Origin of the sequence: Lysinibacillus sphaericus OT4b.31, from assembly GCF_000392615.1 — a bacterium.
Taxonomy (GTDB): domain Bacteria; phylum Bacillota; class Bacilli; order Bacillales_A; family Planococcaceae; genus Lysinibacillus; species Lysinibacillus sphaericus_B.
Genome location: NZ_KB933398.1, coordinates 3,550,999 through 3,575,289, shown reverse-complemented (window position 1 = coordinate 3,575,289; position 24,291 = coordinate 3,550,999). Strand labels below are relative to the sequence as shown.

The window sequence follows — 24,291 nt, the reverse complement described above, 5'->3', positions numbered from 1 at the left end:
GACCCAATAAATATAGATAAAACCGTTGATGCCCACCTATGGGCGAACGCTTTCTGCGGACGGGGCCAAGCCGCTTCCCTCGCTATGCTCAGTCCAGGATCTTGTCTGTCCCGCTTTTCTGGCAGGAGTCATCGCCCTCCGTTCCAATCAACTAAATATTATCTAACACGTACTAAAGTAAATTGTTAAGATGATGAACCATCACATCACGACAAAGAATCAAATCAAGAAACATGAACAACTAGAAATGTACAGCATAATAAGGGAAATATACTCGAAAAGTATGCTGAAGCAAAATGATCCATTCGCCAATTCGTTAAATCGATTATTGTCAATACACATTGATATGTACAAAATGTCCAATACTTGGGCGTTTTTTTCATTATACTGAAACCAAGTGAAGATTCCTTACGACTATAGAGTGAATGGAAGAAAAAGGGGGTGTTTGTTTGAGTGAGCATTTAGCTACCATTATGGATGAACACGGTGAATATTGTCTTCGGGTAGCTTATTTATATGTAAAAGACTGGGCAATTGCAGAAGAAATCGTACAAGATGTATTTATCGCCTATTATCGTCAACAGAATCGCTTTGAGCAAAGAGCTTCGCTAAAAACATATTTAGTGAAAATTACAGTACATAAAAGTCATGATTATTTACGAAGTTGGAAAAATAAACGACATTTATTATTTGAGAAGTTGCCTATTGGGGCAAGCAAGCGAACGCCTGAAATGGATTTGATGGAAGCGGATGAGCGGAAAACTTTGAGAGCGGCCCTGTTTGAACTATCGATGGTTTATAGAGAGGTGTTAATTCTTTATTATTATCAGGAACTTAAGGTGCGTGAAATAGCTGATATGCTTGGTTGTAGTGACAATACTGTAAAAACAAGGTTACGTCGAGCGAGACAAATGCTACAAGGGAAACTCGAACGAGGCGATTGGGAGGTGCTAGTTGATGACAGGTTTTAAGGACAAACTAAATCGTGAACTAGGAGAAGAAGGACAATTTTCACAAAATCTAAAAGAGAAGATATTACAACAGACGACGAAACCTTCTAGTAAAGGTGTAAATTGGCAATATCCGGCTGTACTAATTGCTACGTTGACTATTTTGTTCCTCTTTATACTAGTTGGGCCTTGGACAAGAACTGAAGAACTACAAACAATTGCACATTTAGACGAGGTGATGAAACAGCCGTCTCAAATTAAAAAATTTACGGTAATAAAAAATAATGACCGATTTACATTTGCAGCACAGAAATATGCTTGGAATGTCCTGCAAGAAAACTTCAAAGCTCCAGCAGATATACAGTTACTGCATGACATGTTAGAGCAGGCCAGTTTGGGTGTGGGAGAGATGAGTTTTACAGGTAGTTTCCAGGATATTTATATAGAATTCGAACACGGTCAAATACTACAGCTAAAAATGAAAACCTATGAAACAGGGATTGGCTTTATCGATATGAAGACAGATTTGTTTTATGTTGTAGAGGGAGATGTGGCGGAAAATATGATGACATTAATAGGGGGTGATACAAGCAGTAAATCCACGCTGTTGACATTACTTGTAATATTCTTGCTAACGCTTGCTATAGTAGAGTATATAATGTGCAGAAAATTGGGGATAAAAAGAAAAAATCGATATGCAAATATGACACATAAAAGAGTGGAAGTAATTTTCTCCGTATTTATGTTTTTTGTCATCTACTTATTTATTTCCAAAGGATGGATGTTATTTAAGCCTGTTATTGTAATGACAATAATCGTTAGCGTGTTGATAAGTTTAACCATTAATCTTCTATTTGGGCATCAATTAAAAGAGCATTTGATATCTATAGTAGGCTGGTTAATAGGTATATTATTTTTAATTGTAATTATAGCAATGATTTAGCAAATGAAGGGTAGTTGTACATTCATTTTCATTGTACATGCAAAGGTTGAAACAAACCAATCCGATAGAAAGCTGTATGTCCTAGAGGAAATAATATTAGATAATTTGGTGAATCATAGCTAAGTCATTATCGTATTACTAGGAAAGTGGAGTTTCTGGCCCCAAAAATAAAAGATGAAACTGAGTGATTATCGAACTTAGGATTTTTGACAATTCGAGTGTTCGTACGAAGAAGGTGCCGTCTAAAACCTTCAAACAATCAAGCTGTCTACTTATGTTGAAAATCTTCTTCGCTTTCCTCCAGCAGTAGAAATCAACAGTCGTATTCATCTATATTTATTGGGAAAAAGAGACTGTAGGCGAACTCGAAAGTCTCTGAGTTTTTCTCCAGTCAGCGGTGTCTCAAAAGTGATTTGAGACACTTCTTCGACTAAATTTGTGAAGCATGGGTTCGATTAATCGGCATTAATTTTTTCCTTATTTGAAGTAAAAAAAATACATAAATAATGGGCAGAATAGCAGAATTATCGTGATAAACACGATGCCTTGCCATTGATAAAATCCCCATATGGGACTAAGCAATGTACTCCCACAAGTGACCCCAATATAATAAGAAACGAGATATAAGCTGGAAGCGCTCCCCTTTTGATGAATTGCGGTACGACTAACCGTTGCTAATGTTAATGCATGGGCAGTGAAGAAGCCTAAACACTCAATACATAAACAAAAAATAATGATGACAAGCGATTGGCTTAACGTTAGCGTTATTCCGCTTACTAATAGAAGCACGCCAAAAGTTTTTATGCAGTTGATAGCCATTTTCTCTGCAATTGCACTTATTGGTGAACCGATTATACCTAGACTATAGGCTAAAAAAATGAAAGATATCGTTTTTAATGAAAGAGAGAAGGGTGGTTCTATTAAATGAAACGAAATAAAAGTCCACATTCCTGTAAATGATATTTGTAAAATAATCCCAATCCAAATAACTTCAGCAGATTTGGATTATTTAAATGACTCCAAAAACCATGTAGATCTTTTTTTATAGTACGTGCGTGTTGTGCAAAATGCTTAGATTTTGGGAGTGCTATACAGACGATCACAAAAATGATGAAACCAAGTAACGCAAGTGATAAAAACGCTGTCTCCCAAGAGTAACGTTCCGTCACTGAGCCCATGACAAAGCGACCAATTGTACCACCAAGTGCATTACTTGAAATATAAAGTGAGGTGGCGAGCCCCATCGATTGACTTTCAATCTCTTCACTTATATGGGCTAGCGCCGCCGCAGGCACACCAGCGATGGCAAAACCTTGTATAGAACGCCCACCAATTATATGCAAAAATGAGTCGCTTAAAGACATAAAAAGAAAAGGGACTACTGTAAGAATGAGCGCAACCTTAATGAACAGTAAACGCCCATGTCGATCAGATAAAAAACCTAAGACAGGCAAGTCTATTGTGACAGACAATGTTGTCATCGACATCGCACAACTTGCATAAGAAGCAGATAGATTAAATTGTTCAGAAAAGAAGGGGAGCAAAGGTTGAACCGAATACATCGAAGCAAAGACGAATACGGAAGCTAGACCTAAGCTCATCATGATCATCCAAAATTGTCTATCTTTAATCGAATAGCCTTGTTTGACCGTTTTCATAAGGAAGTCTTTATTTCATTTGTTCTGGTAACCACAGTGATAGATGTGGTAATAGAACCACGATGGCTAAGAATACAATCATTAAGACGATAAATGGAATAACCCCTTTTACCACTTCTCCAAGATTTTCCTTGGCAATGCCACTAACGACGAAGAGGTTCAGACCAACCGGTGGTGTAATCATCCCAAGTTCCATGTTAATCGTCATAATAATGGCAAAGTGAATAAGGTTAATATCAAAATGTGCAAGAATTGGTAACAAAATTGGTAATGTTATTAGAATAATGGATACGGCTTCTAAGAACATTCCCATGATAAAGAATAAAATATTTACAATGATCATGAAAATCCATTTGTTCATATCACTTTCCGCTATCCAAGCACCAACTTGCTGTGGAACCTGAGCGTTTGTTAAATATAAACCGAATAGGGAAGCGGCACCGATAATTAAGAAAATCATAGCCGTGATGTTAATGGATTCAACTAAAACTTCTCGGAAGTCTTTTAATTTCATTTCACGATAGATGAAAAGGGAAACAATCAAACCATAAAATACCGCAATAACTGCAGATTCAGTTGGTGTTACAACGCCAGAATAGATTGTGCCTAAAATTAAGAAAGGTAAGAAGCCACCCCAAATAGCTTTTAAGGACTTACGCCAACGGTCTTCCCAAGTTGCAGGCTCATCGCCCTTGAAACCATTTCTTTTTGCATAGAAAATGGCTGCAATGATTAAAATACCTGTTAATGCAAGACCTGGAATAACCCCAGCCATGAACAACTCACCGATGGATTGTTCAGATGTAATACCATAGATGATTAATGGCACACTCGGTGGAATTAAAATTCCTAGCGTACCACCAGCTGCAACAAGGCCCATAGAGTAACGCTTTTTATAGCCAGCCGAAATCATGGCAGGAATCATAATAGACCCGATAGCAGCAGCTGTTGCAGGTGATGAACCTGAAATCGCTGCGAAAATTGCACAGGCTACGATAGTTACAACCGCCAGTCCCCCAGGGAGGTGACCTATCCAAGCGCGTAAAGCTTCAATCAAATATTTAGAAATCCCACCACGTGCCATCAAGACCCCTGCAAGAACGAATCCTGGAATTGCCATCATCGGAAATGAATCCAGTGCTGTGAAAATACGCTGTGGAATCATATTCATATTAAAATCAATTTGGAAAAACACAATAATAGTTGATAATGCTAAACTGACGGCAACAGGTACCCGTAAGAAAAGTAAAATAAAGAAACTAAGTAAGAGGATTAGCATATTCTTCATCCCTTCCACGTAGAATATTGACTAATCTTTCGACGAACCTTAGTAAAAATAGCACACCTGAAATTGGTAGTACTAAGTAGACAACCCACATTGGAATGCCGATATCAAGGGATACCATGCCCGAGGTATAACGATTCTCTACTAGAACAAAGCCATAATACGTATAGATTAAACAGAATACGATGCTTAAACCTGTTGCTACGATGTCTAACATACGCTTCATGGATGGCTTTAATTGATCGTATAAAATATCTACTTGAATATGTTGATTGTGACGAAGTGCTAAGCCAAACCCAAGAAAAGTGCCCCAAATGATTGTGTATCGAGCGAGTTCTTCTACCCAGGCTTGAGGTTCATTTAACAAGTAGCGCATGATTACACCATAAAAAATGAGCACAATACCTGTTACAAAAAAGAAACCAGCCAGGATTTCTTCTAAATAACCCCATGCTTTATGTAAAGCTTTCATTCTAATGCCTCCTTAAAATTTTCATTTGATTTTTAGCATTCTATTAAATTACTACAATATCTAAGTGATCATTCTTATGATTGGGGAAGTGTAAGCGATGTACCATTAAGAAAAAGAGTGAGTGTCGATACCTTATCGACACTCAGATTGGATGAACTTATTTTAAATCAAGAATACCGTTGATTAATTCTTCCGTAATCACTTCACCGAATTCTTCATAAACTGGCTCAAGTTCCGCTTTGATTTTCCCTTTTTGTTCAGGTGTTAACTCAATAACTTCAATACTAGAGTTTTTAATGTTCTCATATGATTTTGCATTTTCTTCAGAAGCTAAATCCCAAGCTAAAGTTGTTGCTTCCGTTAAAGATTCTTCAACAGCTTTTAGTAAATTAGTAGGTATTTTCTCCCAGAATGATTTATTTACAAAAATTGCATAGTCAAGACGTCCGTGTTCAGATACTGAGAAGTATTTTTGTACTTCTTGATATTTTTGTGTATCGAAATTGTTGAATGTATTTTCTTGTCCATCTACAGTTCCTTGTTGTAACGCAGCATATGTTTCACCGAATGCAATGGTCGCAGAACCAGCTTGTAAAGACTTGAATTGAGCTTCTAGAACTTTACCAGCTTGAGCACGGAATTTTAAACCTTTAAAGTCTTCAACGTTGACAAGTGGATGTTTGTTATTTGAGAAATGTTTGAAACCATTTTCCCAGAAAACTAAACCTTTAATATCGTTATTCGCTAGTTGGTCAGATTCAAGAATTGTCTTAGCTACATCGGACTCAAAGAATTTACGTGCATGCTCTTCGTTTTCAAAAAGATAAGGCATGTCCACGTATTGCCAGCGCGGATCGATTTTTACCATTTTTGTAACTGATGGTGCAATCATATGTACGTTTCCAGATACTAATGCATCAAGCTCATCGTTATCGCCATATAATTGAGAAGAAGGGTAAACTTCCACTTTTACTTTTCCTTCTGTTTTCTCTGCTACTAATTTCGCGAAAGCATCGGCAGCTTGCCCCTTAACGCTGTCAATGGATGTTACGTGCGAGAATTTAATGACAAGCGGTTTGTCTTTTGTATAGCCGCCATCTCCTTCAGCCGCTGGTGCAGAAGTTGTTTCTTTTTTATCGCCACCACAAGCAGCAAGCGCTAGTACTAACACAGCCATTAGTGACATGAAAAGCCATTTTTTCATTGCATAATCCCCCTAAAATTTTTAATTATAGTTAAAAGGACAACCTTTAAACTCAAGTTAATGAAGTGATTGATTTTTGGGTAGGGCTTTAATATATTTGCTATCATATTTTCCAGCATAATAGTCATAAACAGGGTCAAAAGCTGACTCCCATTGTTGAATTTCCTGAGCAGACAAGTAGTGAATAGTAATGCAATCACATGCTTCCATTTCTTGTAGACGCTCGGAACTAAGGTTTTCTGCAAGTTGCCATTCCCACTCTTGTACTTCTTCAAGCGTGTCGATGAGCAGTGTTTGTACATTCTGCGGAAGGGAGTTCCAGAACTCGTTGTTCATAAGTAGTAAATAGCCTAAGTAGCCGTGATTACTAACGGTTAGGTAATCCTGTAATGAATGCAAATTTTTGCTCGTAATATTAGTGAATGTATTTTCCTGCCCATCTACATTGCCTTTTTGTAGCTGATTAAAAACGGTATTAAAGTCAATTCTCTTTGGATAAGCACCAATACTGGAGAATTGCTCTGCTAAAATATCGCTTGGCATAATACGCATCCGTAAATCTTCCAAGTCTCTAATATGTTCGATGGGCCTGATACTATTACTTAATTGTTTAAATCCGCTATCCCAAACCCCTACAGATAATAGATTATGTACGTTTAATTTGTTCATTAAAGATTGACCAACTGCGCTATCTACATATGTATGAACTTCGTCAGCATTTTTAAATGCATAGGGTAAATCCATAACTGACCACTCAGGAACAAGTGTTGTAATTTTCGATATCGCCGGTGCAATCATTTGAATATCTCCACGTAAAAGTGCATTTAATTCTTCGCCATCCTTATAGAGAACCCCATTTGGAAACACTTGAATTTCTACATGACCATTACTTCGTTCTTTGATAAGCTCGGCAAACTTGATAGCTGCCATTCCTTTTGGCGTATTTTCACCAACTACATGTGAAAATCGAATAACAATTTGTTCTTCATGACTTAACTGCTCATTATCAGCAGGATAATCACGTTGTTGACATGAAACTAACAGCATTATTATTATAATGAAAACGCTAACAAAACGTATTTTAATACGCCTACTCCACATAAAATTCACCCCTAATCTATTTAAGATGTGAACGCTTTCCATTGTAGTATATCTAGTCATATAAACAATATTATGGTAATAATGGACATTTTGGTATTTATGGTATATAACAATTTATTATATTAAAAAACTGTTATAATACAGAAAGGGGCCATCACTCAGTACAAAAAATAGAAGCTTCTTTGACTTCAAAAAAATAAAGAATCTGCGAGACGCCTGGGAAAAGTCTAGTAGCTTATCCGTAGAAACGAGCAGATTCTTGTTATTAATCTATTTAAAAATTATTTAATACAATAGTATTTTGTTGGACGGCCTACTGTTCCATATTTTAATTCAATATTCACTGTACCTTTTGTGGCTAAAAAGTCTAAGTATTTACGAACTGTTACTCTCGCCATCCCGACATTTTGAGCAAGTTGTTCAGAAGTAATAGAGACTCTATGTGCCATTAAATAATCTAAAATTTGTTGCATAGTAATATTGTTTAAGCCTTTTGGTAATTCAAAAGATGCCTGCTGAATGCCAAGCCATTTATCGATATCCTCTTGGTTTACAGCGTTTGTTTTTAGTAACTTTTTTGTTGAATTTTTATATTGTTGCAAAGCCTTTTCAAAGCGTTCAAAACGAAAAGGTTTGATGAGGTAATCGATTGCACCAAGTCGGAGAGACTCTTGTACAGTTGGCGCGTCTCTGGCGGCGGTAATCATAATAATATCTGATGGAATACGTTCAGCGCGAAGCTTTAGAAATAATTCCATTCCTGTCATATCTGGTAAAAACATATCGAGTAAAATAAGATTTGGTTTTTTTGCAATAATTTTTTCATAAGCGTCACGTCCATTGACTGATTCACCTATAAACTGAAAACCATTCATTTTATTCAGAAATCCTTTATTTACTTCAAGTACCATTGGATCATCTTCTACGATAAATACTGAAAGATTACTCATTTCTCTTCATTCACCCCCACTATAATAGTAATTATTGTGCCAATATGGACAGTTGATTCAACTTGGATAATACCTTTGTTTGATTCCACAATTTGTTTGACAAGTGCAAGTCCAATACCATGCCCGTCCTTTTTCTTTGTACTAAAGCCGTAATCAAAAATTCGTTGTGGCATACCCTCAATGCCTTTCCCACTATCCTGTACTTCTATAAATAAATGAGGCTTATCCCCGATTAACGTTAAATGAACATCTTTATGAGGGCTTTCGAGACAGGCTTCCATCGCATTGTCCAATAGATTGCCGATGATTGTTACCATATCTCCACCTGATAAACCACTCATAAAATCAGCAAGGTTACAATCTTCGTCAATTGTAAGCTCTACGCCGAGTTCTTTTGCTCTAGAATATTTGCCGAGCAATAACCCCTGTATGGAATAGTCATGAATTTTATCATGTAAGCTTTGAATGATTTTCTCTTCATCTGTTATTTCATCAATAATGAGACTTAAAGCATCATCATTACGTTCGAGTTGAATTAATCCTGCAATACTGTGGAGTCGGTTCATGTATTCATGTTGCTGAGCTCGTAAAGAATCGACGAGAATTTTAATGCCAGTTAATTCTTCGGCTAGCATATTCGCTTCTTTTCGGTCTGTTAACATAATGAGATAGCCTGCATTTTGCTCAAAAATACGAATCGGAAATGTGCGTACCAAATACATTTGTTCATACATCAGCAGAGGGCGATATACTTCGTGCTGCTGAATAACATCCTCTGCAAGCCAAGTATCTTTAAATAGTGTTTTTCTAGAAACTTTTTGACTGAAGAAATGTGTGTATTGTCTTGCTAATCTGTTTATAAATGTGACATTTCCACTTTCATCAGTTGCTAATATCCCAATATCCATGGCTTGAATAATGCCGGAGCGTTCTTCTACAAGTCGGGCGATTTCATAAGGTTCTAAGTTAAATGTTTGACGTTTTAAATGATTGGAAACCCAAACAGAACCTCCTAATCCTATGGCTAAACCCCAAAAAAGAGATACTAATATATCCAGTTGGTATTCATCTAGAAGGTTATACCATTTTGGTGCGAGTAAGCCTACTGTAATAACACCAACTTGTTTTGTACCTTCTTCATTCATAATTGGTACGAACGCACGAATGGAGTAACCAAGTACGCCACGCGCCTTTGATATGTATTCGTGTTGCGAGAAAGCTTCTATTTCGTCTCCACCTTCAAATACTGTGCCGAGCTTACTCTCAGACGGGTGGGAGTAACGGATTCGGTTCATATCGATAATCACAATATAATCGACATCAGTTGTTAAGCGAATACGTTCAGCAATTGGCTGGATGATGTCAAACCCTTGATGTTTTCCCACATTATTTTGAACCTCTGTAAGTTGTGAGACAGTTCTCGCGATGGCGATGGCACGTGCACCAAATTCTTTTTCAAAAGCACCGGCAAGATTATGAATCATAATAGCGCCACTGGTGGCAATAGAAAAGATGACAATAATGAACGAAAATATAAACATTTTTAGACGTAAAGAAATATTTTTCATAGGCATGTAAAAGGAATGGCAAAACTCCTTCTATTTAAATTCACCACCTCTTTCTCCTTTATGCAAATAAATGGATTGCGTAGTTATGCTACCTTGTCTATTGGCGTTTAAACTAGGACCTGTATTCTATTATAAATTACCATAAAAGAATAGATTGTTGTAATACAATATTGGTCATTTTGTCTGAATTATACATGTGTACTATAACAATAAAGATTTACAATTCTTATTGGAATTATTGGCGAAGGTTTAAAGATTCTAATAGAATATGGTGATGTTGTATGAATGAATATCTAGTACACATTAAAAATGTATATTTGAATAATAAAAAATAAGAGTTTATTTAGTTAAAAAAAGGAAATATACATTGAATGTATTTTATTTTTTTACTATTAAATACATTAAAAGGAATAATCCGAGTATCGTTTGGCTCTATTAAATCTTTTTGCGCAAAGAATTTTTGCTTGTTAAAGTTTTAAATTTCTCTTTCATTCTCGATATTTCTGTGTAATGGATATTGCTCTCTTTCTTTGAGGAGGTGCTTTATAAAATTTACTATTAACAGGAAATAGTAGAGAATAACACTTAAATGTGAAAATATGCACAAAATTAATTATTTTGAAATAGTTTGTGTGTGATTAGATAATAGAGTAGAAAAATAATATTAGCTAAAAAATGTTGTGGAATTTGTTTTATAAACGACTTTTTACTTAGGCGCCGTAAGGATTGAGGTATGAAAAATATATAGATATTTCTAAAAAACTTTTTGGAGAAATAATATTTTTTAGAAAAACATCTTGCATTTGAATAATTCTAAGTGGTAAATTGTTTTACATGGAAGTTCATAAAATCTTCACAGGTAGCAAAAGAGGGGAGAAATGAGAATTTATGAATAAAAATAGATGGTTAATTGCATTATCTGCAATCGCTATTCACCTTTCGATTGGTGGGGCTTATGCATACAGTGTATACAAGCTACCAATTGTTACAGAAATGGGATGGAGCGAAACGAAAGTAACGGTTGCCTTTACTATTATGATGGGGCTTGCTGGTTTTTCAGCGGCGTTATTTGGTAGTTTAGTAGAAAAAATGGGTCCACGTAAATCAGCTATGGTAGCTGCCGTGTTATTTGGAGCAGGACAAGCTGGAGCAGGTGTTGCTATTTCAATGGATTCAGTGCCATTATACTGGTTAACATACGGTGTGCTTAGTGGATTAGGTATGGGTATTGGTTATATCGCCCCTGTATCGACATTAGTAAAATGGTTCCCAGACCGCCGTGGTTTAGCAACTGGGATGGCTGTGTTAGGATTTGGATCAGGTGCACTTATTACAGCACCAGTGGCAGCTAACTTAATGGAAGCAGTTGGCATTTCTACAACGTACTTTATTTTAGGAGCAAGTTACTTCACGTTAATGATTTTAGGGGCTTTATATATTGCACCACCGAAACCTGGGTATATGCCTGCTAACATGAAAGCAGCAGCAGAAAAAGGCAAAAATGTAGTAAAAACAGATTTAGCAGTTATGACAGCGCGAGAAGCAGTGAAAACGAAGCATTTCTGGATGCTTTGGTCAATGCATTTAGTGAATGTAACTGCAGGTATTATGATGATTTCTGTAGCATCTCCGATGGCACAGGAAATCGTTGGTTTATCAGTTGCGGGTGCCGCAGCAATGGTAGGCGTTATGGGGTTATTCAATGGTGGGGGCCGTTTAATTTGGGCTGCCGTGTCAGACTATATTGGTCGCTCGAACGTTTTCGTTATTTTCTTTACGGCACAATTAATCGCATTTATCGTGTTACCACACACAACTAATGTCATCATTTTCCAAGCTCTTATTTTCTTAGTTGTTAGTTGTTATGGTGGTGGCTTCTCAAATTTACCAGCATTCGCAAGTGATTTATTTGGAACGAAGCAACTTGGTGTTATTCATGGTTACTTATTAACAACTTGGTCATTAGGTGGGATTTTTGGTCCACTTTTAGTGAGCACAATTAAAAACTCTTATGGAAGTTATATTCCAGTATTCTATGTATTTGCAGGTTTAATTGCAATTTCATTTATTATTTCGCTTACTTTACGTGCAGATGTACGCAAACGTACAGCTTTAAAAGCAGCATCACAAAATGTTGGAGAAGTCTCTGCTACACAATAATTAATACTTTCAATTTGCACTTGAATGTATAGACCGTATTAGTGTCATTTCGCACCTGACACTGATGCGGTTTTTTTTAGTAGCAGTTGTTATACAACACTCGATTAATCTTCGTCTAACATATAACAGTGACTATTTGATGTCAACAACATTATGGAAAATAAAGTGATTTCGTTACTAAAAGAGAAATTTTGCTACGATATCATTGTGAACGTAGCAATACTGCGAAAAGTAATGGAAAAGCATAAAGTGTTGACATAGAAGGAGTCTATTGGTTGCCTACTAAAAAAGGTGCTATTCATCAAAATACGCTTGAAGCAAAGTGGAGACTTAAGCGATTATCTCAACTAACTTATGGCTGTAAAGTTTGAATCTTTTCGAAACGTTGAACGTATATAAAGTATATATAGGAGGGGTAAATTATATGGGTAAATTTTCATTAAATGACTTTATTAACAAAACACAACAAGATGACAACGTCAACGATTTTTTTGAGTTAGAAACAGAACGTGTATTAGAAGTTAATTTAGATGGTGAAGTGTGGTCGAAGATGGGGGCAATGATCTCTTACATAGGAGACATTAAATTTGAGCGAGAGCGTGTTATGGAGCACGGACTTAGTAAAATGTTTAAAAAGGCCTTAACAGGCGAAGGCACGCAATTGATGAAAGCAAAAGGTCGTGGACGTCTGTATTTAGCCGATCAAGGTAAAAAAGTTACGATCTTTGATTTACAGGATGAAAGCATTTGTGTAAACGGTAATGATTTACTGGCATTTGAGCCGAATATCGATTGGGATATTCATTTGATGCGTAAAATGGCAGGAATAATGTCAGGTGGTTTATTTAATGTAACGTTAAAAGGAAGAGGGAAAGTAGCGATTACGACACATTTCGAACCGTTAACCTTGTTAGTGAAGCCAGGTGAAACAGTTTATACTGATCCACATGCTACTGTTGCATGGTCTGGCAACTTAACACCCGAATTTAAAACAGATATTAGCTTCCGGACGTTTATTGGACGTGGAAGTGGCGAATCGATTCAAATGGCATTCACAGGCGAAGGCTTTGTCATTATTCAGCCATTTGAAGAAGTCTATACTACGAGCGAAAGTTAAAAGAGCGTGTCTGAAAAGCCGGACACACTACAGACTATAGACAAACTCGACATTATTAGAGTTAACCTATAGTCTTTTTCTTTTACCATAAATTTAGATAAAGCCGTCGATTTCCACTAAGGGCGGGGTCGAGCAGCTTCCCTCGCTTTGTACAGTCAAGGATTACGACTTCCCCGCTTTTCCTCCAGGAGTCACCTTCCTTCTTTCCAATCAACGTCTACATATATCTATCCTATCCATAAGTTGAAAATCTATATTCATCTTACAGACGTCCAAGTATTGATCCCGTCGTTGTCTTTAAAATGACGTTTATTCAATATGTCTTTGGTAATTGCTCTAATGCGTCAAACCATCAAAGAAATCGAAACGAATATGGCGTATCGCTGATTTTTGAACATAAAAAATGACAAAAGGTATTCGGAACGTGATTTTTCAGAATTTCCTTTCAGAAATAGTAGTTACAAATAGCCCCTATTAACGAAGGTAGTACGCTACGCTCAACTATTTTCTACCACTTTTGGACTTTGCCATGTCCAATTAGCTAGTTTCTTTAAATTTATGGCAGAAAAAGTAAGTATAGCCTGCATATCCAATTTTTAAATCCCTCGTAAGGTTGTCCAACGCATACCATGCTTTTCCTTCGTAACGTAAATAAACGTTCAATCGTTTCTATGCGACGTGCATAGATTTGTTTCATGTCACTTTGATGACGTAAATAATCGGCTTCTTCCACATGATACACCTAAATAGGACGTACCATGCTTTTCCGATGTCAGCATTTCTAATGGATGTCGTTCAGTATTACTATTTTTCGACATTCATTGATAGACGTACACGAGTTGATTGGAGCGCAGGCGGCGACTTCTACGGGAATAGCATCAGTTGAAGGCCCCGCAGGAGTGTAGCTTCGAGGAGCCAGAAGCCATGCCCGCGAAAAGCGCCCGCCGTAGCGGAAATCAACGGGTTCCTATAGAGGCTTCTATGTTTAAAAGAAAAAAGACAGTAAACAAACTCAATTTTTTGAGTTTATCTACTGTCTAGAGCATGTCCGTAATTTTGAAAATGTGAGTTAAGAGTTATTCAGTTGTTTTTCCGGTCGTATCTTTCGCGACATTATAAAGCGGCATTCATGCCTGCTATACGTCCCGTAACAAGTGCAGACGTAATATTGTAGCCACCTGTATAGCCGTGAATGTCAAGGATTTCTCCGCAGAAATATAAACCAGCTTTCTTCTTTGAGGCCATTGTTTTCGGTTCTATTTCCTTAACGGATATACCACCACCAGTAACAAATGCTTTTTCTAGTGATTGTGTACCGCTAACTGTCATGGTGAAGTTGACGAGTAGTCGTGCCAAGTTGCGTATTTTTTCTTGCGATAATTCAATGCCTGTTAATTGTTCATCTATACCGGCACGTTCACATAAAAAAAGTAACCAACGTTCAGGGGCAATCCCTTTCCAAACATTTTTCACAGCTTTTTTTGGCTCTTCTTTCACAAGTTTGTTTAAATATTGCAGACAGGTTTCCTCATTGTCTTCAACAAGTGTTTGAATACGCAATGTGACAGGGTCATAACCTGTTTTCATTAGTTCCTTGACGACAAATTGGCTACAACGTAATACTGCAGGTCCACTTAGTCCGAAATGTGTAAAGAGCATGTCCATTTGATGGGTGACGAGCACCTTGCCTTTTTTATTGAGCACTGAAATGGCTACATCACGGAGAGCTAATCCTTGAAGTTCACGATTTTGAATAAATTCTTCTTTCGATAAAACGGGCACCTCTGTAGGGAATAGTGTTGTCACCGTATGCCCTGCACGCTCGGCCCACGGATAGCCATCTCCAGTTGAACCTGTTTGTGGTACTGCTTTACCACCAACTGCTACGACTACAGCAGCACTACGAATTTCGGTGCCATCTGCTAGGCGTACACCTAGAATTTTTTCATCGTCCATCAGTAGCTTGCTGACAGGTGTGTGAAGACGGACTTCAATGTGTAGGCGTTGCATTCTTCTAATAAGGGCATCCACCACGTCTTGTGCGCGATTAGAAACAGGGAACATACGTCCATGATCCTCTTCCTTTAAAGCAACACCTAGCTCTTCAAAAAAGGCGATGATATCCTCATTATTATAAACAGTGAATGGACTATATAAAAAACGGCCATTTCCTGGAATATGCTTAACGATTTCTTCTACAGGCAGTCGGTTCGTGACATTACAACGACCACCACCAGAGATGGCCAATTTTTTGCCAAGCTTTGTGCCTTTTTCAAGTAGTAATACTTTCTTTTTACGCTCTCCAGCGGCAATGGCAGCCATTAAACCAGAAGGCCCGCCACCAATTACGATAACATCATACATATATGTGAACTCACTTTCTTTTCTTTTTAGGAATCTTTCCTATTATACATGAAGTCTATATAGAGGGTGGCTTCTTTACATTGAAAATTAAACGAAAGTGTTTTATAATTTTCTATTCCGTACTAACGTGCCCTAAGATTTCTAGAATTAGTACGAAAGATAAGCGCACGTAAGTACCTGATAGGTTTAATTAATAATCGGTGGAGCAAACCCCGTCGATGAAAATTTCACTTTATCTGCAATGACAGCATGAAATGAACGCTTTTTCGTGCTATGATGATAGAGGTTATGCACTAAATTATGAGGTGAAAAAATAGATGTGCGGATTTATAGGATATATTAATGGAACAAATGTGATTGATCATCACCAAACAATTGAAAATATGATGAATACTATTATTCACCGCGGTCCAGATAGCGGTGGCATTCATAGTGACGATAAAGTAACGTTGGGCTTCCGTCGTTTAAGCATTATCGACTTATCGGATGTGGCAAATCAGCCACTATACAGTGCGGATGGCAATATCGTACTCGTATTTAATGGAGAAATTTTCAACTTCCAAGATCTACGTGCAGATCTAATTGCAAAAGGTCACACGTTTAAAACACAATCTGATAGTGAAGTAATTATTTACGGTTATGTTGAGTATGGCGTTGACTTTGTAAAACAACTTCGTGGTATGTTCGCATTCTGTATATGGGATAAAAAGAATGATTTGCAATTCATCGCTCGTGATGGCTTTGGTATTAAACCATTGTATTATTCAGAAAACACGACTGATGGCACATTCATTTTCGGGTCAGAGATAAAATCGTTTTTACCACACCCAGCATTCATTAAGGAATTAAATAAAAATGCCCTACGCCCTTATTTAACATTCCAGTATTCTTCAATGGATGAAACATTCTTTAAAGGTGTGTACAAGTTACCACCTGCACACTACATGCTTATTAAAAGTGGTCAAAAGCAAATTGTGCAATATTGGGATAAAAAATTCCATGCAAAAGAAGCGACGATTGAAAAATATGTGGAAGACATACGCACAACGGTGAAAGAATCTGTTGAAGCGCATCAAATTAGTGATGTGAAAGTTGGTTCTTTCCTATCTGGTGGGATTGACTCTAGTTATATTACAGCATTGCTACGCCCAGACAAATCTTTCTCTGTTGGATTTTCTGATTATGAAGATATGTTCAATGAAACAAACTTAGCAAAAGATTTATCAGATACATTAAACATTCAAAACGAACGCAAATATATTTCTGCAGATGAATGTTTTGAGGCATTACCGAAGATTCAGTGGCATATGGATGAGCCACAGTCAAATCCATCTTCTGTACCACTTTACTTCCTATCTGAGCTAGCATCGAAGGATGTAACAGTTGTACTTTCAGGTGAAGGCGCGGATGAAATTTTTGGTGGCTACTCTTGGTACCAGAATTCAGGCAGAATGCAACAATATGAAAAAGTACCTTTTGGAATTCGTAAAGCGTTACGTGGTGTAGCAGAGATGCTACCCAAAAACCAGTATACACATTTTATGGTAAAAGGTGGGCAAACGGTGGAGGAGCGCTTCATCGGGGAAGCTGTCGTTTGGGATGAGGATGATGCATTAAATGTGCTAAAACCTGATTACAAAAACGGCCCATCTGTTCAAACTATTACAAAACGTATTTATGACGAAGTACCAGGTGACGATGATGTAACAAAAATGCAGTATTTAGATTTAAACCTCTGGATGCCTGGTGATATTTTGTTAAAGGCAGATAAAATGAGTATGGCGCATTCGATTGAATTGCGTGTACCATTTTTAGATAAAGAAGTGATGGAATTGGCGAAAAACATTCCATCAAGATATCGAGTAAATGATATTGATACGAAATATGTTCTTCGACAAGCAGCGCACCAGGAATTACCTGAGGAATGGGCAAAACGTCCAAAGCTTGGATTCCCAGTACCAATCCGCCACTGGTTGCGTGAGGAAAAATACTACAATATGGTGAAAGACATGTTTACAACTGACTTTGCCAATGAGTTTTTCGATACTAAGCAATTAGTTGGTTATTTAGATGAGCACTACGAGGGGAAAGCTAATCGTGGTCGCTATATTTGGACAGCCTATGTGTTTTTAGTGTGGTATAAACAATTTTTCGTGGATATGTAATAGAGAAGTAGCTGTTCAAAAAGTCATCATGATTTTTTGAACCGCTATTTTTTTAGCAGATAAGGCTACCTGCATCTGAAGGACATCAACTGAGCCTAAGGTTGTTGGCTGAGTTGTAATTCACTAAAATATTTCGATGTATTATGCGTTTGTTTTCCAATAATATGTTAAGATAACAGATGGTTTACTTTTTTTGTCTTTTAAAAATATGCTTAGCGCTTTACAAAAACGTTTGATTTTACAATGAATGGATGGATAAGATGTCCAATTTAATGAAAGGTACTGCGATATTAACAATGGGGATGTTTTTATCAAAGGTTCTCGGATTAATATATATTTTTCCGTTTTATGCGATTGTTGGCGAGGAAAATATCGCGCTGTACCAATATGCATACATTCCCTATTCGATTATGCTGGCAGTAGCCATCTCTGGTGCTCCTATCGCTGTATCCAAGTTTGTCTCTAAATATAATGCAATGGGTGATTATCAGTCAGGTCGTAAGCTCATGAAGTCGGGTATACTTGTGATGTTGATAACAGGCCTTGCTTCATTTATTGCGCTCTTTTTATTGGCAACGCCAATTGCGGGGCTTGTCATCAAAAGTGATGAACAGGCATTTTCAGTCGAGCAGATTGCTTCTGTCATTCGCTGGGTTAGCTTTGCGCTAATTGTTGTTCCGTTCATGAGTTTATGGCGAGGCTTCTTTCAAGGTTATGACAAAATGCAACCTACAGCAATTTCGCAATTAGTGGAGCAAATTGTGCGAATTGTAGTGTTATTAGGTGGTTCGTTCTTAGTCGTAGTTGTCTTTAATGGAAAACCGCAAACCGCTATTTCTTTTGCAGTATTTGCAGCGTTTATTGGTGCAATCGGTGGCTTAATCGTTCTGTATTATTACTGGAAAAAATATCAGCCAGAATTTAATATGCTGCGTAGTCAAAGTGTAACTTCTACGCAATTGCCAATGACGGATATTTATAAGGAAGTCATTACGTATTCGATACCAATGGTGTTTGTTGGAATAGCTAACCCATTATTTCAGTTAGTAGATATGCTAACTTTTAACGGCGCGATGGCTTCTATTGGCTTAGCGGAAGTGACAGATAAGTACTTATCAATGATTAACTTTACGACACATAAAGTTGTCATAATCCCTGTTATGCTAGCAACTGGTTTTTCAATGGCTTTAGTGCCAACCATAACGAAATACTTTACACAAGGTGAGTATTTATCGTTACGTCATGCGATGGATAAAACATATCAATTATTAATTTTCATAACATTGCCGGCGGTTGTTGGGATTTCATTATTAGCGAATGAAATTTACTTTATGCTCTATTCAGAAAGTGAAATGGGTGCAAATATTTTAGCGCATTATGCACCTGTTGCTATTTTATTTGCATTGTTCCAAGTAACAGCGGCACTTTTACAAGGTATCGACTTCCAAAAGTGGATAGTCTTCAGTTTACTTTCGGGGATTTTTGTAAAGCTCGCACTTAACATTCCGCTGATTCGTTGGTTGGAAGCCGATGGTGCTATACTTGCAACAGCAATTGGTTATAGTGCATCTATAATGATAAATGTTTTAGTACTTAAGAAAACGCTTAACTATAAATCAGAAATGGTGATACGTCGTGTCATCCTAATTTCTCTTTTAACAGTGGCGATGGCAGTAAGTGTATTAATCGTTCATAAACTTTTAGAGCTAATCATGGGACCAGTTGACGGCAAATTTTCAGCGTTAGTTTATTCTGTTATTTGTGCTACAGTGGGTATTTCAGTTTATGGTTTTTTATCGTTACGAATTGGCTTAGCACAAAAACTTCTTGGTGAACGATTGACACGAATTACAAGCAAACTGGGTTTTAAATAGGAGGAATTATGCGTTTAGATAAGTTACTGGCAAACATGGGTTACGGCTCCCGTAAGGAAGTGAAGCAGCTCCTGAAGCAAAAAGCGGTGTCGGTTGATGGCACGTATGTTAAGGATGCGGCAATGCATGTTGACCCAGAAAAGCAAGATGTCTCTGTTTTTGGTGAACGTGTACTATATACAGAGTTTGTTTACTATATGATGAATAAGCCGCCAGGGGTTATTTCTGCGACAGAAGATTTACGGGATGAAACGGTCATTGATTTATTAGAGCCACTACACCAGCATTTTCAACCATTTCCAGTTGGTCGTTTAGACAAAGATACAGAAGGCTTATTACTGCTGACAAATGACGGTGTTTTAGCTCATAATTTATTGTCTCCTAAAAAACATGTACCAAAGGTGTATTATGCACTTATAGAAGGTATTGTAACAGAGGCCGACGGTGAGGCTTTTGCGCGTGGTGTTGAGTTAGACGATGGCTATATAACAAAACCTGGTAAGCTCGTTATTTTAAAGTCTGCTCAGCAATCGGAAATCGAGTTAACGATTCAAGAAGGCAAATTCCATCAGGTGAAACGTATGTTTGAAGCGGTTGGTAAACATGTCACTTATTTAAAACGCCTTTCGATGGGAAGCTTAAAATTAGATGAAAGCGTAGAGTTAGGTGCATATCGTGAGCTGACTATTGAGGAGTTAGCTTCCTTGCAAAATACAGATTAAACAATACCTCGATACTATACAATATATAGTGTCGGGGTTTTTAAATACATATTTATCCCAATAACTGTATAATATGATATATCAATAAAAGGTTTTTAATTAATTTATGGTATGATTAATGTTCAATATTCAGAAAAAAATGATAGGAAAATGACTAGAGGATAACTGAATGAAAAAACTGCGTTTAAAATTATTACTGTCTTTAATTGCCTTTGCCCTAATACTTGTTGTCGTTATTTCTTACGTCAACAGGGAAATTCTAGTGGCAGATATTGAAAAACAGCAAGCCATTAATCGAACATTAATTGAAAATCATATTCTTACTGATATGCAAACTGTAGATAATGCACATTTTTATTTTGACAATAATATTTCTGATAAGATGGAGCAAGAGCTACGAGCATTAGCCTTATATTATGAAAAAAATCCAAACATAGCAACATGGGATTTACAGCAAATGAAAAAAAAACATGATATGGACATATACATATTGGATCAAACAAATACCGTTATTTATACGACATTTACAGAAGATAAAGGGTTGAGTTTCAAGACTTGTTGTAACCGCTTTTCTGCTTTATTGGATGAGCGAAGAGAGAGTGGAGAAATTTACATAGATGGTATTGATGTTTCCACGACAACAGGAGGATATCGGAAATTTAGCTACTTAGCAACACCCGACAAAAAATACTTGCTAGAGTTGGGCATCCAATTAAATGATTGCCCTGTTTATCAAACTTTCAATTTTGAAAAAACAGCACACTATTTGATTGAACAATATCATGACTTGTTGGAAGTGCACACAATTAGTGCTGGAGGCGTTTTTTTTGCTAATTCAAATTCTGCCAGGACTACGGTGAAAGATCAATCGCAAACGTTTCAGGATCATTATAAGCTGGCCAAACAAACGATGAAGTCAACAGAATATCGAATAAAATTAAAAAATGGTTATATTGAGACGTATCGTTTTTTACCATATGAGGCTGAGACAGCACGCGGAGAATCTACAAGACGGGTTGTCTATGTGAAATACGATAATCAAACGGAGTTAATCGCGCTAGCGAAAAATACGCAACAGTTTTGGCTACTGCTTATGATTGCATTGAGTACTTCCTTGATCCTGCTGTTAGTGATCAATCGCTTGCTTTCAAAAACAATGCACTTAGCAACCTATGACGCACTGACGAATGTATACAATCGCGCCACCTATATTAGCAAGATGGACAACATATTGAAAAAAAGAAAAATGAATAAGCCTGGTTTATTACTAATTGATTTAGATAATTTTAAGCAAGTAAATGATCAATTTGGTCATGCAGAAGGTGATAGAATACTTATTAAAACAGCAGAAATTTTAAATCAAGAGGTGAAAAATAAAGGATTCGTTGTAAGGTTTGGGGGAGATGAGTTTGCAATTGTCTTATACGATACCGAAGAGAATCAATTGGAACAATTAGCAAATTCTATCTTGGAGAAAATTCGTAAAATAAAAAACGATAATGTTAACATACAAAGTTGGTCTGTTCTGTCAGTTAGTATGGGAGGAGCAATTTGTGAAGAAATGAATGAATCTGAAATGAGCTTATTTGAAAGAGCAGATAAAGCACTATATCAGTCGAAGAACGCAGGGAAAGACCGATACTCAAAATATAACGAGGTTGCTGCAGGGCAATAAGAATCCTATATTAAGAGAAAGTATAGGAAGTATTGTATCTACTTGGTCAGTTAGTTCGCATCGGCAAACCGTGAAGTTTATTTTTTATAATATTAATTATGAACAAAAAATTCGCTACGTTCCAGCAGGGGGTGAGCCAAGTAATATCTCACAATTTGCCCGTGGAAAGTAAGCGGATTTTTGCATTTCTATTTTATGAGGTAGAACGCCCAGATTTCGCTTTGTAAAACAAAGAACTACATAGAACAAGAATAGCAATAACAGTAAACATAGCATCAATATAATGAGTGAGCAGCCAACCACCAATGATTGGACCTATAAAGCCACCTAAATTTTTAAATTGTGAAGCCCCTAAATAAGTTGCCTTTTGTGTATCTGGTGCAATGTCATCAATCATGACATTCATTGTAGGGAAGGTGAAAATTTCACCGATTGTAAATATTATCATCGCTGCTATAAAAAATGGATAATTATTTGAGACGCCAAATAATATAAGACCAACTGCAAAGAAAAGAATACCTACAAGAAGTGTTGCTCTCGATGAAAAACGCTCCGATAGGATACTAATCGGTAACTGCAGTAATAAGACAACCGCAGCATTCAATGAAATAAGTAAGGAATAGAGTTTGGCACCATCTTCAATTTTCAACTCAATTAATTGAGGAAGTGTTGAATCAAATTGGGAGTACCCAATATTTATTAATATCGCACCAGAAATAAAGCTAAGGAGCACACGATTTGTTAAGAGAATCGTGAAGGTTTGTAAGATCTTTGTTGGCGTTGCTGCTTTTTGTTGCTGCATTGAATAGCGATTCAACACGAAAAATAAAAATATGGCATAAACGATATACATGGCACCTGTCAGTATGAAAGGGATGCTGGGACTAGATAATTTAGCAATATATACACCAATAACAGGACCTATAACTGCTGCTATATTAATAGCTGTATAGCGCAATGAAAATAGTCTTTTTCGTTTGTCGGCTGGCGTGAAGTCAATCATTAGCGCTTGTGTCGAAGGCTCAAAAAATGAACGACATAAACCATTTAAGGCGTTTAATGCGACAAAGAGCCAAATAGTATGAGCAGTAGCGAAACCGAAGAAAACGATGCTCCAGACGAGAATTGTTAGCAAAATAACACTTTTCCTACCGAAACGATCTGTTAAATAACCTCCAAAGAAGCCCCCTACTGTGGAAATTAATGGAGCAATTCCGATCGTCAGTCCAATCTGTAAAGGTGTAGCGTCAATTTCATTATGTAGATAAATAGCTAAAAAAGGCATCGCCATAAAGCTTGCAATGCGCGTAAAAACAGTTCCACCTAAAATAATCCATACAAGCGGGTGAAACAACTTGGACAGTTTCACACAAAATCCTCCTCTCAACATGTAGAATGTTACGAGTGTAACGGATTGTAAAGAGACTGTAAATAGGCAAAAAAAAGAATGACCCCGACGAAAGGTCATTCCTTTTCTCATACAAGAATGCTTTACGCTTTAGGCGTAAAAACTAAGACGTCATTTTTACTTTTTTACTCGTCGTTGTCCATTTGCCTCGACTTGGACTCATCACCAAATCGTTAAAGGCTAACACGTTCAAATCTCTTTGAACGGTGCGAGGAGTGATGCTAAACTCTTCGACTAAATCCTGTGTAGACACGGTTCCTTTGTCTAAAATAAACATGTACACGTCTTTAATACGATTAAGCATTCGATCAGTAGTTGGTTTCATAAATGAACCACTCCTTCATCTTAATTCTCTTGGCAAAGACTAGCGGACGACAATATGTGCGGAGTGCACTTAGGCTCTTAAGTTGCTGCCTTAGACATCCCCTTTTCTAATTTGATGTTCAGAACGATTATTCTGATAACTTTATTATATAAAAAAACTAGCTGTTTTTCTAGTGAATACGATTGAAATTTACGAATCATACACAAAATTTATACTGTATTTTGTGGGAATTAGTGAAATAGATGCTATATGTGGTAGTGTTAGATAAATATATAAATGATCAGTAGCCAATTGATTGTAATTTTTGGTGTAAAGAGTAGAATAATCTTATTATATTTTCGAGGAGGTAC

18 protein-coding genes and 2 pseudogenes are annotated in these 24,291 nt (G+C 36.9%); 9 read left to right on the top strand and 11 right to left on the bottom strand.

The window, feature by feature from the left end; genetic code table 11:
• The first annotated feature begins 449 nt into the window (after positions 1-449).
• Together H131_RS16415 and H131_RS16410 are read left to right on the top strand one after the other, a co-directional pair.
• Positions 450-971: a sigma-70 family RNA polymerase sigma factor gene (locus H131_RS16415; protein ID WP_051112156.1), complete on the top strand. Its 522-nt coding sequence runs from the start codon at positions 450-452 to the stop codon at positions 969-971.
• Complete coding sequence (locus tag H131_RS16410; protein ID WP_036130709.1) at positions 958-1,893, top strand: hypothetical protein; 936 nt, start codon at positions 958-960, stop codon at positions 1,891-1,893. The genes H131_RS16415 and H131_RS16410 overlap by 14 nt, the downstream gene beginning before the upstream one ends.
• A 920-nt stretch (positions 1,894-2,813) precedes the next feature.
• Here H131_RS16410 and H131_RS25515 read toward each other — a convergent pair.
• The 7 genes from H131_RS25515 to H131_RS16375 all read right to left on the bottom strand — a co-directional run bounded on the left by H131_RS25515 (position 2,814) and on the right by H131_RS16375 (position 10,047).
• Positions 2,814-3,551 (bottom strand): MFS transporter, encoded by a 738-nt coding sequence (locus H131_RS25515; protein WP_230491867.1) that lies wholly within the window; start codon positions 3,549-3,551, stop codon positions 2,814-2,816.
• A 10-nt stretch (positions 3,552-3,561) separates the two neighbouring features.
• A complete protein-coding gene (locus H131_RS16400; RefSeq protein ID WP_010860258.1) occupies positions 3,562-4,830 on the bottom strand; it encodes a TRAP transporter large permease in 1,269 nt (422 codons plus the stop codon).
• Positions 4,811-5,308: a TRAP transporter small permease gene (locus H131_RS16395; protein ID WP_010860257.1), complete on the bottom strand. Its 498-nt coding sequence runs from the start codon at positions 5,306-5,308 to the stop codon at positions 4,811-4,813. The genes H131_RS16400 and H131_RS16395 overlap by 20 nt, the downstream gene beginning before the upstream one ends.
• Positions 5,309-5,465: 157 nt before the next feature.
• Positions 5,466-6,512, bottom strand: a complete 1,047-nt coding sequence (locus H131_RS16390; RefSeq protein WP_010860256.1) for a DctP family TRAP transporter solute-binding subunit — start codon at positions 6,510-6,512, stop codon at positions 5,466-5,468.
• A gap of 57 nt (positions 6,513-6,569) precedes the next feature.
• On the bottom strand, positions 6,570-7,613 hold the full coding sequence (locus tag H131_RS16385; protein WP_010860255.1) for a DctP family TRAP transporter solute-binding subunit: 1,044 nt from the start codon (positions 7,611-7,613) through the stop codon (positions 6,570-6,572).
• Between the two features lie 281 nt (positions 7,614-7,894).
• Positions 7,895-8,563, bottom strand: coding sequence for a response regulator (locus H131_RS16380; RefSeq protein ID WP_010860254.1), 669 nt, complete (start codon positions 8,561-8,563; stop codon positions 7,895-7,897).
• Complete coding sequence (locus H131_RS16375; RefSeq protein WP_230491866.1) at positions 8,560-10,047, bottom strand: ATP-binding protein; 1,488 nt, start codon at positions 10,045-10,047, stop codon at positions 8,560-8,562. Before H131_RS16375 ends, H131_RS16380 begins: the two co-directional genes overlap by 4 nt.
• Before the next feature lie 972 nt (positions 10,048-11,019).
• On the opposite strand from H131_RS16375, the gene H131_RS16370 reads away from it, so the two are divergent.
• From H131_RS16370 to H131_RS24595, 3 genes and pseudogenes are all read left to right on the top strand, one after another.
• Positions 11,020-12,291, top strand: a complete 1,272-nt coding sequence (locus tag H131_RS16370; protein WP_010860252.1) for an L-lactate MFS transporter — start codon at positions 11,020-11,022, stop codon at positions 12,289-12,291.
• Between the two features lie 424 nt (positions 12,292-12,715).
• Positions 12,716-13,408 carry an AIM24 family protein gene (locus tag H131_RS16365; protein WP_010860251.1) on the top strand — a complete coding sequence of 231 codons (693 nt, stop codon included), beginning with the start codon at positions 12,716-12,718 and terminating at the stop codon, positions 13,406-13,408.
• Between the two features lie 242 nt (positions 13,409-13,650).
• A pseudogene (locus tag H131_RS24595) lies at positions 13,651-13,792 on the top strand (transposase); the annotation flags it as partial.
• 113 nt (positions 13,793-13,905) lie between these two features.
• Here H131_RS24595 and H131_RS25510 read toward each other — a convergent pair.
• Positions 13,906-14,144 (bottom strand): annotated as a pseudogene (locus H131_RS25510) (transposase); the annotation flags it as partial.
• Between the two features lie 377 nt (positions 14,145-14,521).
• Positions 14,522-15,772, bottom strand: coding sequence for a BaiN/RdsA family NAD(P)/FAD-dependent oxidoreductase (locus H131_RS16360; RefSeq protein WP_036130698.1), 1,251 nt, complete (start codon positions 15,770-15,772; stop codon positions 14,522-14,524).
• A gap of 317 nt (positions 15,773-16,089) precedes the next feature.
• Between H131_RS16360 and asnB the strand changes: the two genes are divergently transcribed.
• From asnB to H131_RS16340, 4 genes are all read left to right on the top strand, one after another.
• Positions 16,090-17,937 (top strand): asparagine synthase (glutamine-hydrolyzing), encoded by a 1,848-nt coding sequence (gene asnB / locus H131_RS16355; RefSeq protein WP_036130695.1) that lies wholly within the window; start codon positions 16,090-16,092, stop codon positions 17,935-17,937.
• Between the two features lie 260 nt (positions 17,938-18,197).
• Positions 18,198-19,811, top strand: coding sequence for a putative polysaccharide biosynthesis protein (locus tag H131_RS16350; RefSeq protein WP_036130691.1), 1,614 nt, complete (start codon positions 18,198-18,200; stop codon positions 19,809-19,811).
• A gap of 8 nt (positions 19,812-19,819) precedes the next feature.
• Positions 19,820-20,533, top strand: a complete 714-nt coding sequence (locus tag H131_RS16345; protein WP_010860247.1) for a pseudouridine synthase — start codon at positions 19,820-19,822, stop codon at positions 20,531-20,533.
• A gap of 169 nt (positions 20,534-20,702) precedes the next feature.
• A complete protein-coding gene (locus tag H131_RS16340) occupies positions 20,703-22,208 on the top strand; it encodes a GGDEF domain-containing protein (protein ID WP_010860246.1) in 1,506 nt (501 codons plus the stop codon).
• Between the two features lie 193 nt (positions 22,209-22,401).
• Here H131_RS16340 and H131_RS16335 read toward each other — a convergent pair whose 3' ends face one another.
• Together H131_RS16335 and H131_RS16330 are read right to left on the bottom strand one after the other, a co-directional pair.
• A complete protein-coding gene (locus tag H131_RS16335) occupies positions 22,402-23,577 on the bottom strand; it encodes an MDR family MFS transporter (RefSeq protein ID WP_010860245.1) in 1,176 nt (391 codons plus the stop codon).
• Positions 23,578-23,719: 142 nt separating this feature from the next.
• Entirely contained in the window at positions 23,720-23,941 is a 222-nt protein-coding gene (locus H131_RS16330) for a DeoR family transcriptional regulator (protein ID WP_010860244.1), read from the bottom strand.
• Positions 23,942-24,291 lie beyond the last annotated feature (350 nt).

What these genes read in the sequence shown, in the direction of transcription:
- H131_RS16410 (WP_036130709.1), top strand. Translation starts at nt 958, where the DNA reads ATGACAGGTTTTAAGGACAAACTAAATCGTGAACTAGGAGAAGAAGGA.
- H131_RS25515 (WP_230491867.1), bottom strand. Translation starts at nt 3,551, where the DNA reads ATGAAAACGGTCAAACAAGGCTATTCGATTAAAGATAGACAATTTTGG.
- H131_RS16400 (WP_010860258.1), bottom strand. Translation starts at nt 4,830, where the DNA reads ATGCTAATCCTCTTACTTAGTTTCTTTATTTTACTTTTCTTACGGGTA.
- H131_RS16395 (WP_010860257.1), bottom strand. Translation starts at nt 5,308, where the DNA reads ATGAAAGCTTTACATAAAGCATGGGGTTATTTAGAAGAAATCCTGGCT.
- H131_RS16390 (WP_010860256.1), bottom strand. Translation starts at nt 6,512, where the DNA reads ATGAAAAAATGGCTTTTCATGTCACTAATGGCTGTGTTAGTACTAGCG.
- H131_RS16385 (WP_010860255.1), bottom strand. Translation starts at nt 7,613, where the DNA reads ATGTGGAGTAGGCGTATTAAAATACGTTTTGTTAGCGTTTTCATTATA.
- H131_RS16380 (WP_010860254.1), bottom strand. Translation starts at nt 8,563, where the DNA reads ATGAGTAATCTTTCAGTATTTATCGTAGAAGATGATCCAATGGTACTT.
- H131_RS16375 (WP_230491866.1), bottom strand. Translation starts at nt 10,047, where the DNA reads ATGATTCATAATCTTGCCGGTGCTTTTGAAAAAGAATTTGGTGCACGT.
- H131_RS16370 (WP_010860252.1), top strand. Translation starts at nt 11,020, where the DNA reads ATGAATAAAAATAGATGGTTAATTGCATTATCTGCAATCGCTATTCAC.
- H131_RS16365 (WP_010860251.1), top strand. Translation starts at nt 12,716, where the DNA reads ATGGGTAAATTTTCATTAAATGACTTTATTAACAAAACACAACAAGAT.
- H131_RS16360 (WP_036130698.1), bottom strand. Translation starts at nt 15,772, where the DNA reads ATGTATGATGTTATCGTAATTGGTGGCGGGCCTTCTGGTTTAATGGCT.
- asnB (WP_036130695.1), top strand. Translation starts at nt 16,090, where the DNA reads ATGTGCGGATTTATAGGATATATTAATGGAACAAATGTGATTGATCAT.
- H131_RS16350 (WP_036130691.1), top strand. Translation starts at nt 18,198, where the DNA reads ATGTCCAATTTAATGAAAGGTACTGCGATATTAACAATGGGGATGTTT.
- H131_RS16345 (WP_010860247.1), top strand. Translation starts at nt 19,820, where the DNA reads ATGCGTTTAGATAAGTTACTGGCAAACATGGGTTACGGCTCCCGTAAG.
- H131_RS16340 (WP_010860246.1), top strand. Translation starts at nt 20,703, where the DNA reads ATGAAAAAACTGCGTTTAAAATTATTACTGTCTTTAATTGCCTTTGCC.
- H131_RS16330 (WP_010860244.1), bottom strand. Translation starts at nt 23,941, where the DNA reads ATGAAACCAACTACTGATCGAATGCTTAATCGTATTAAAGACGTGTAC.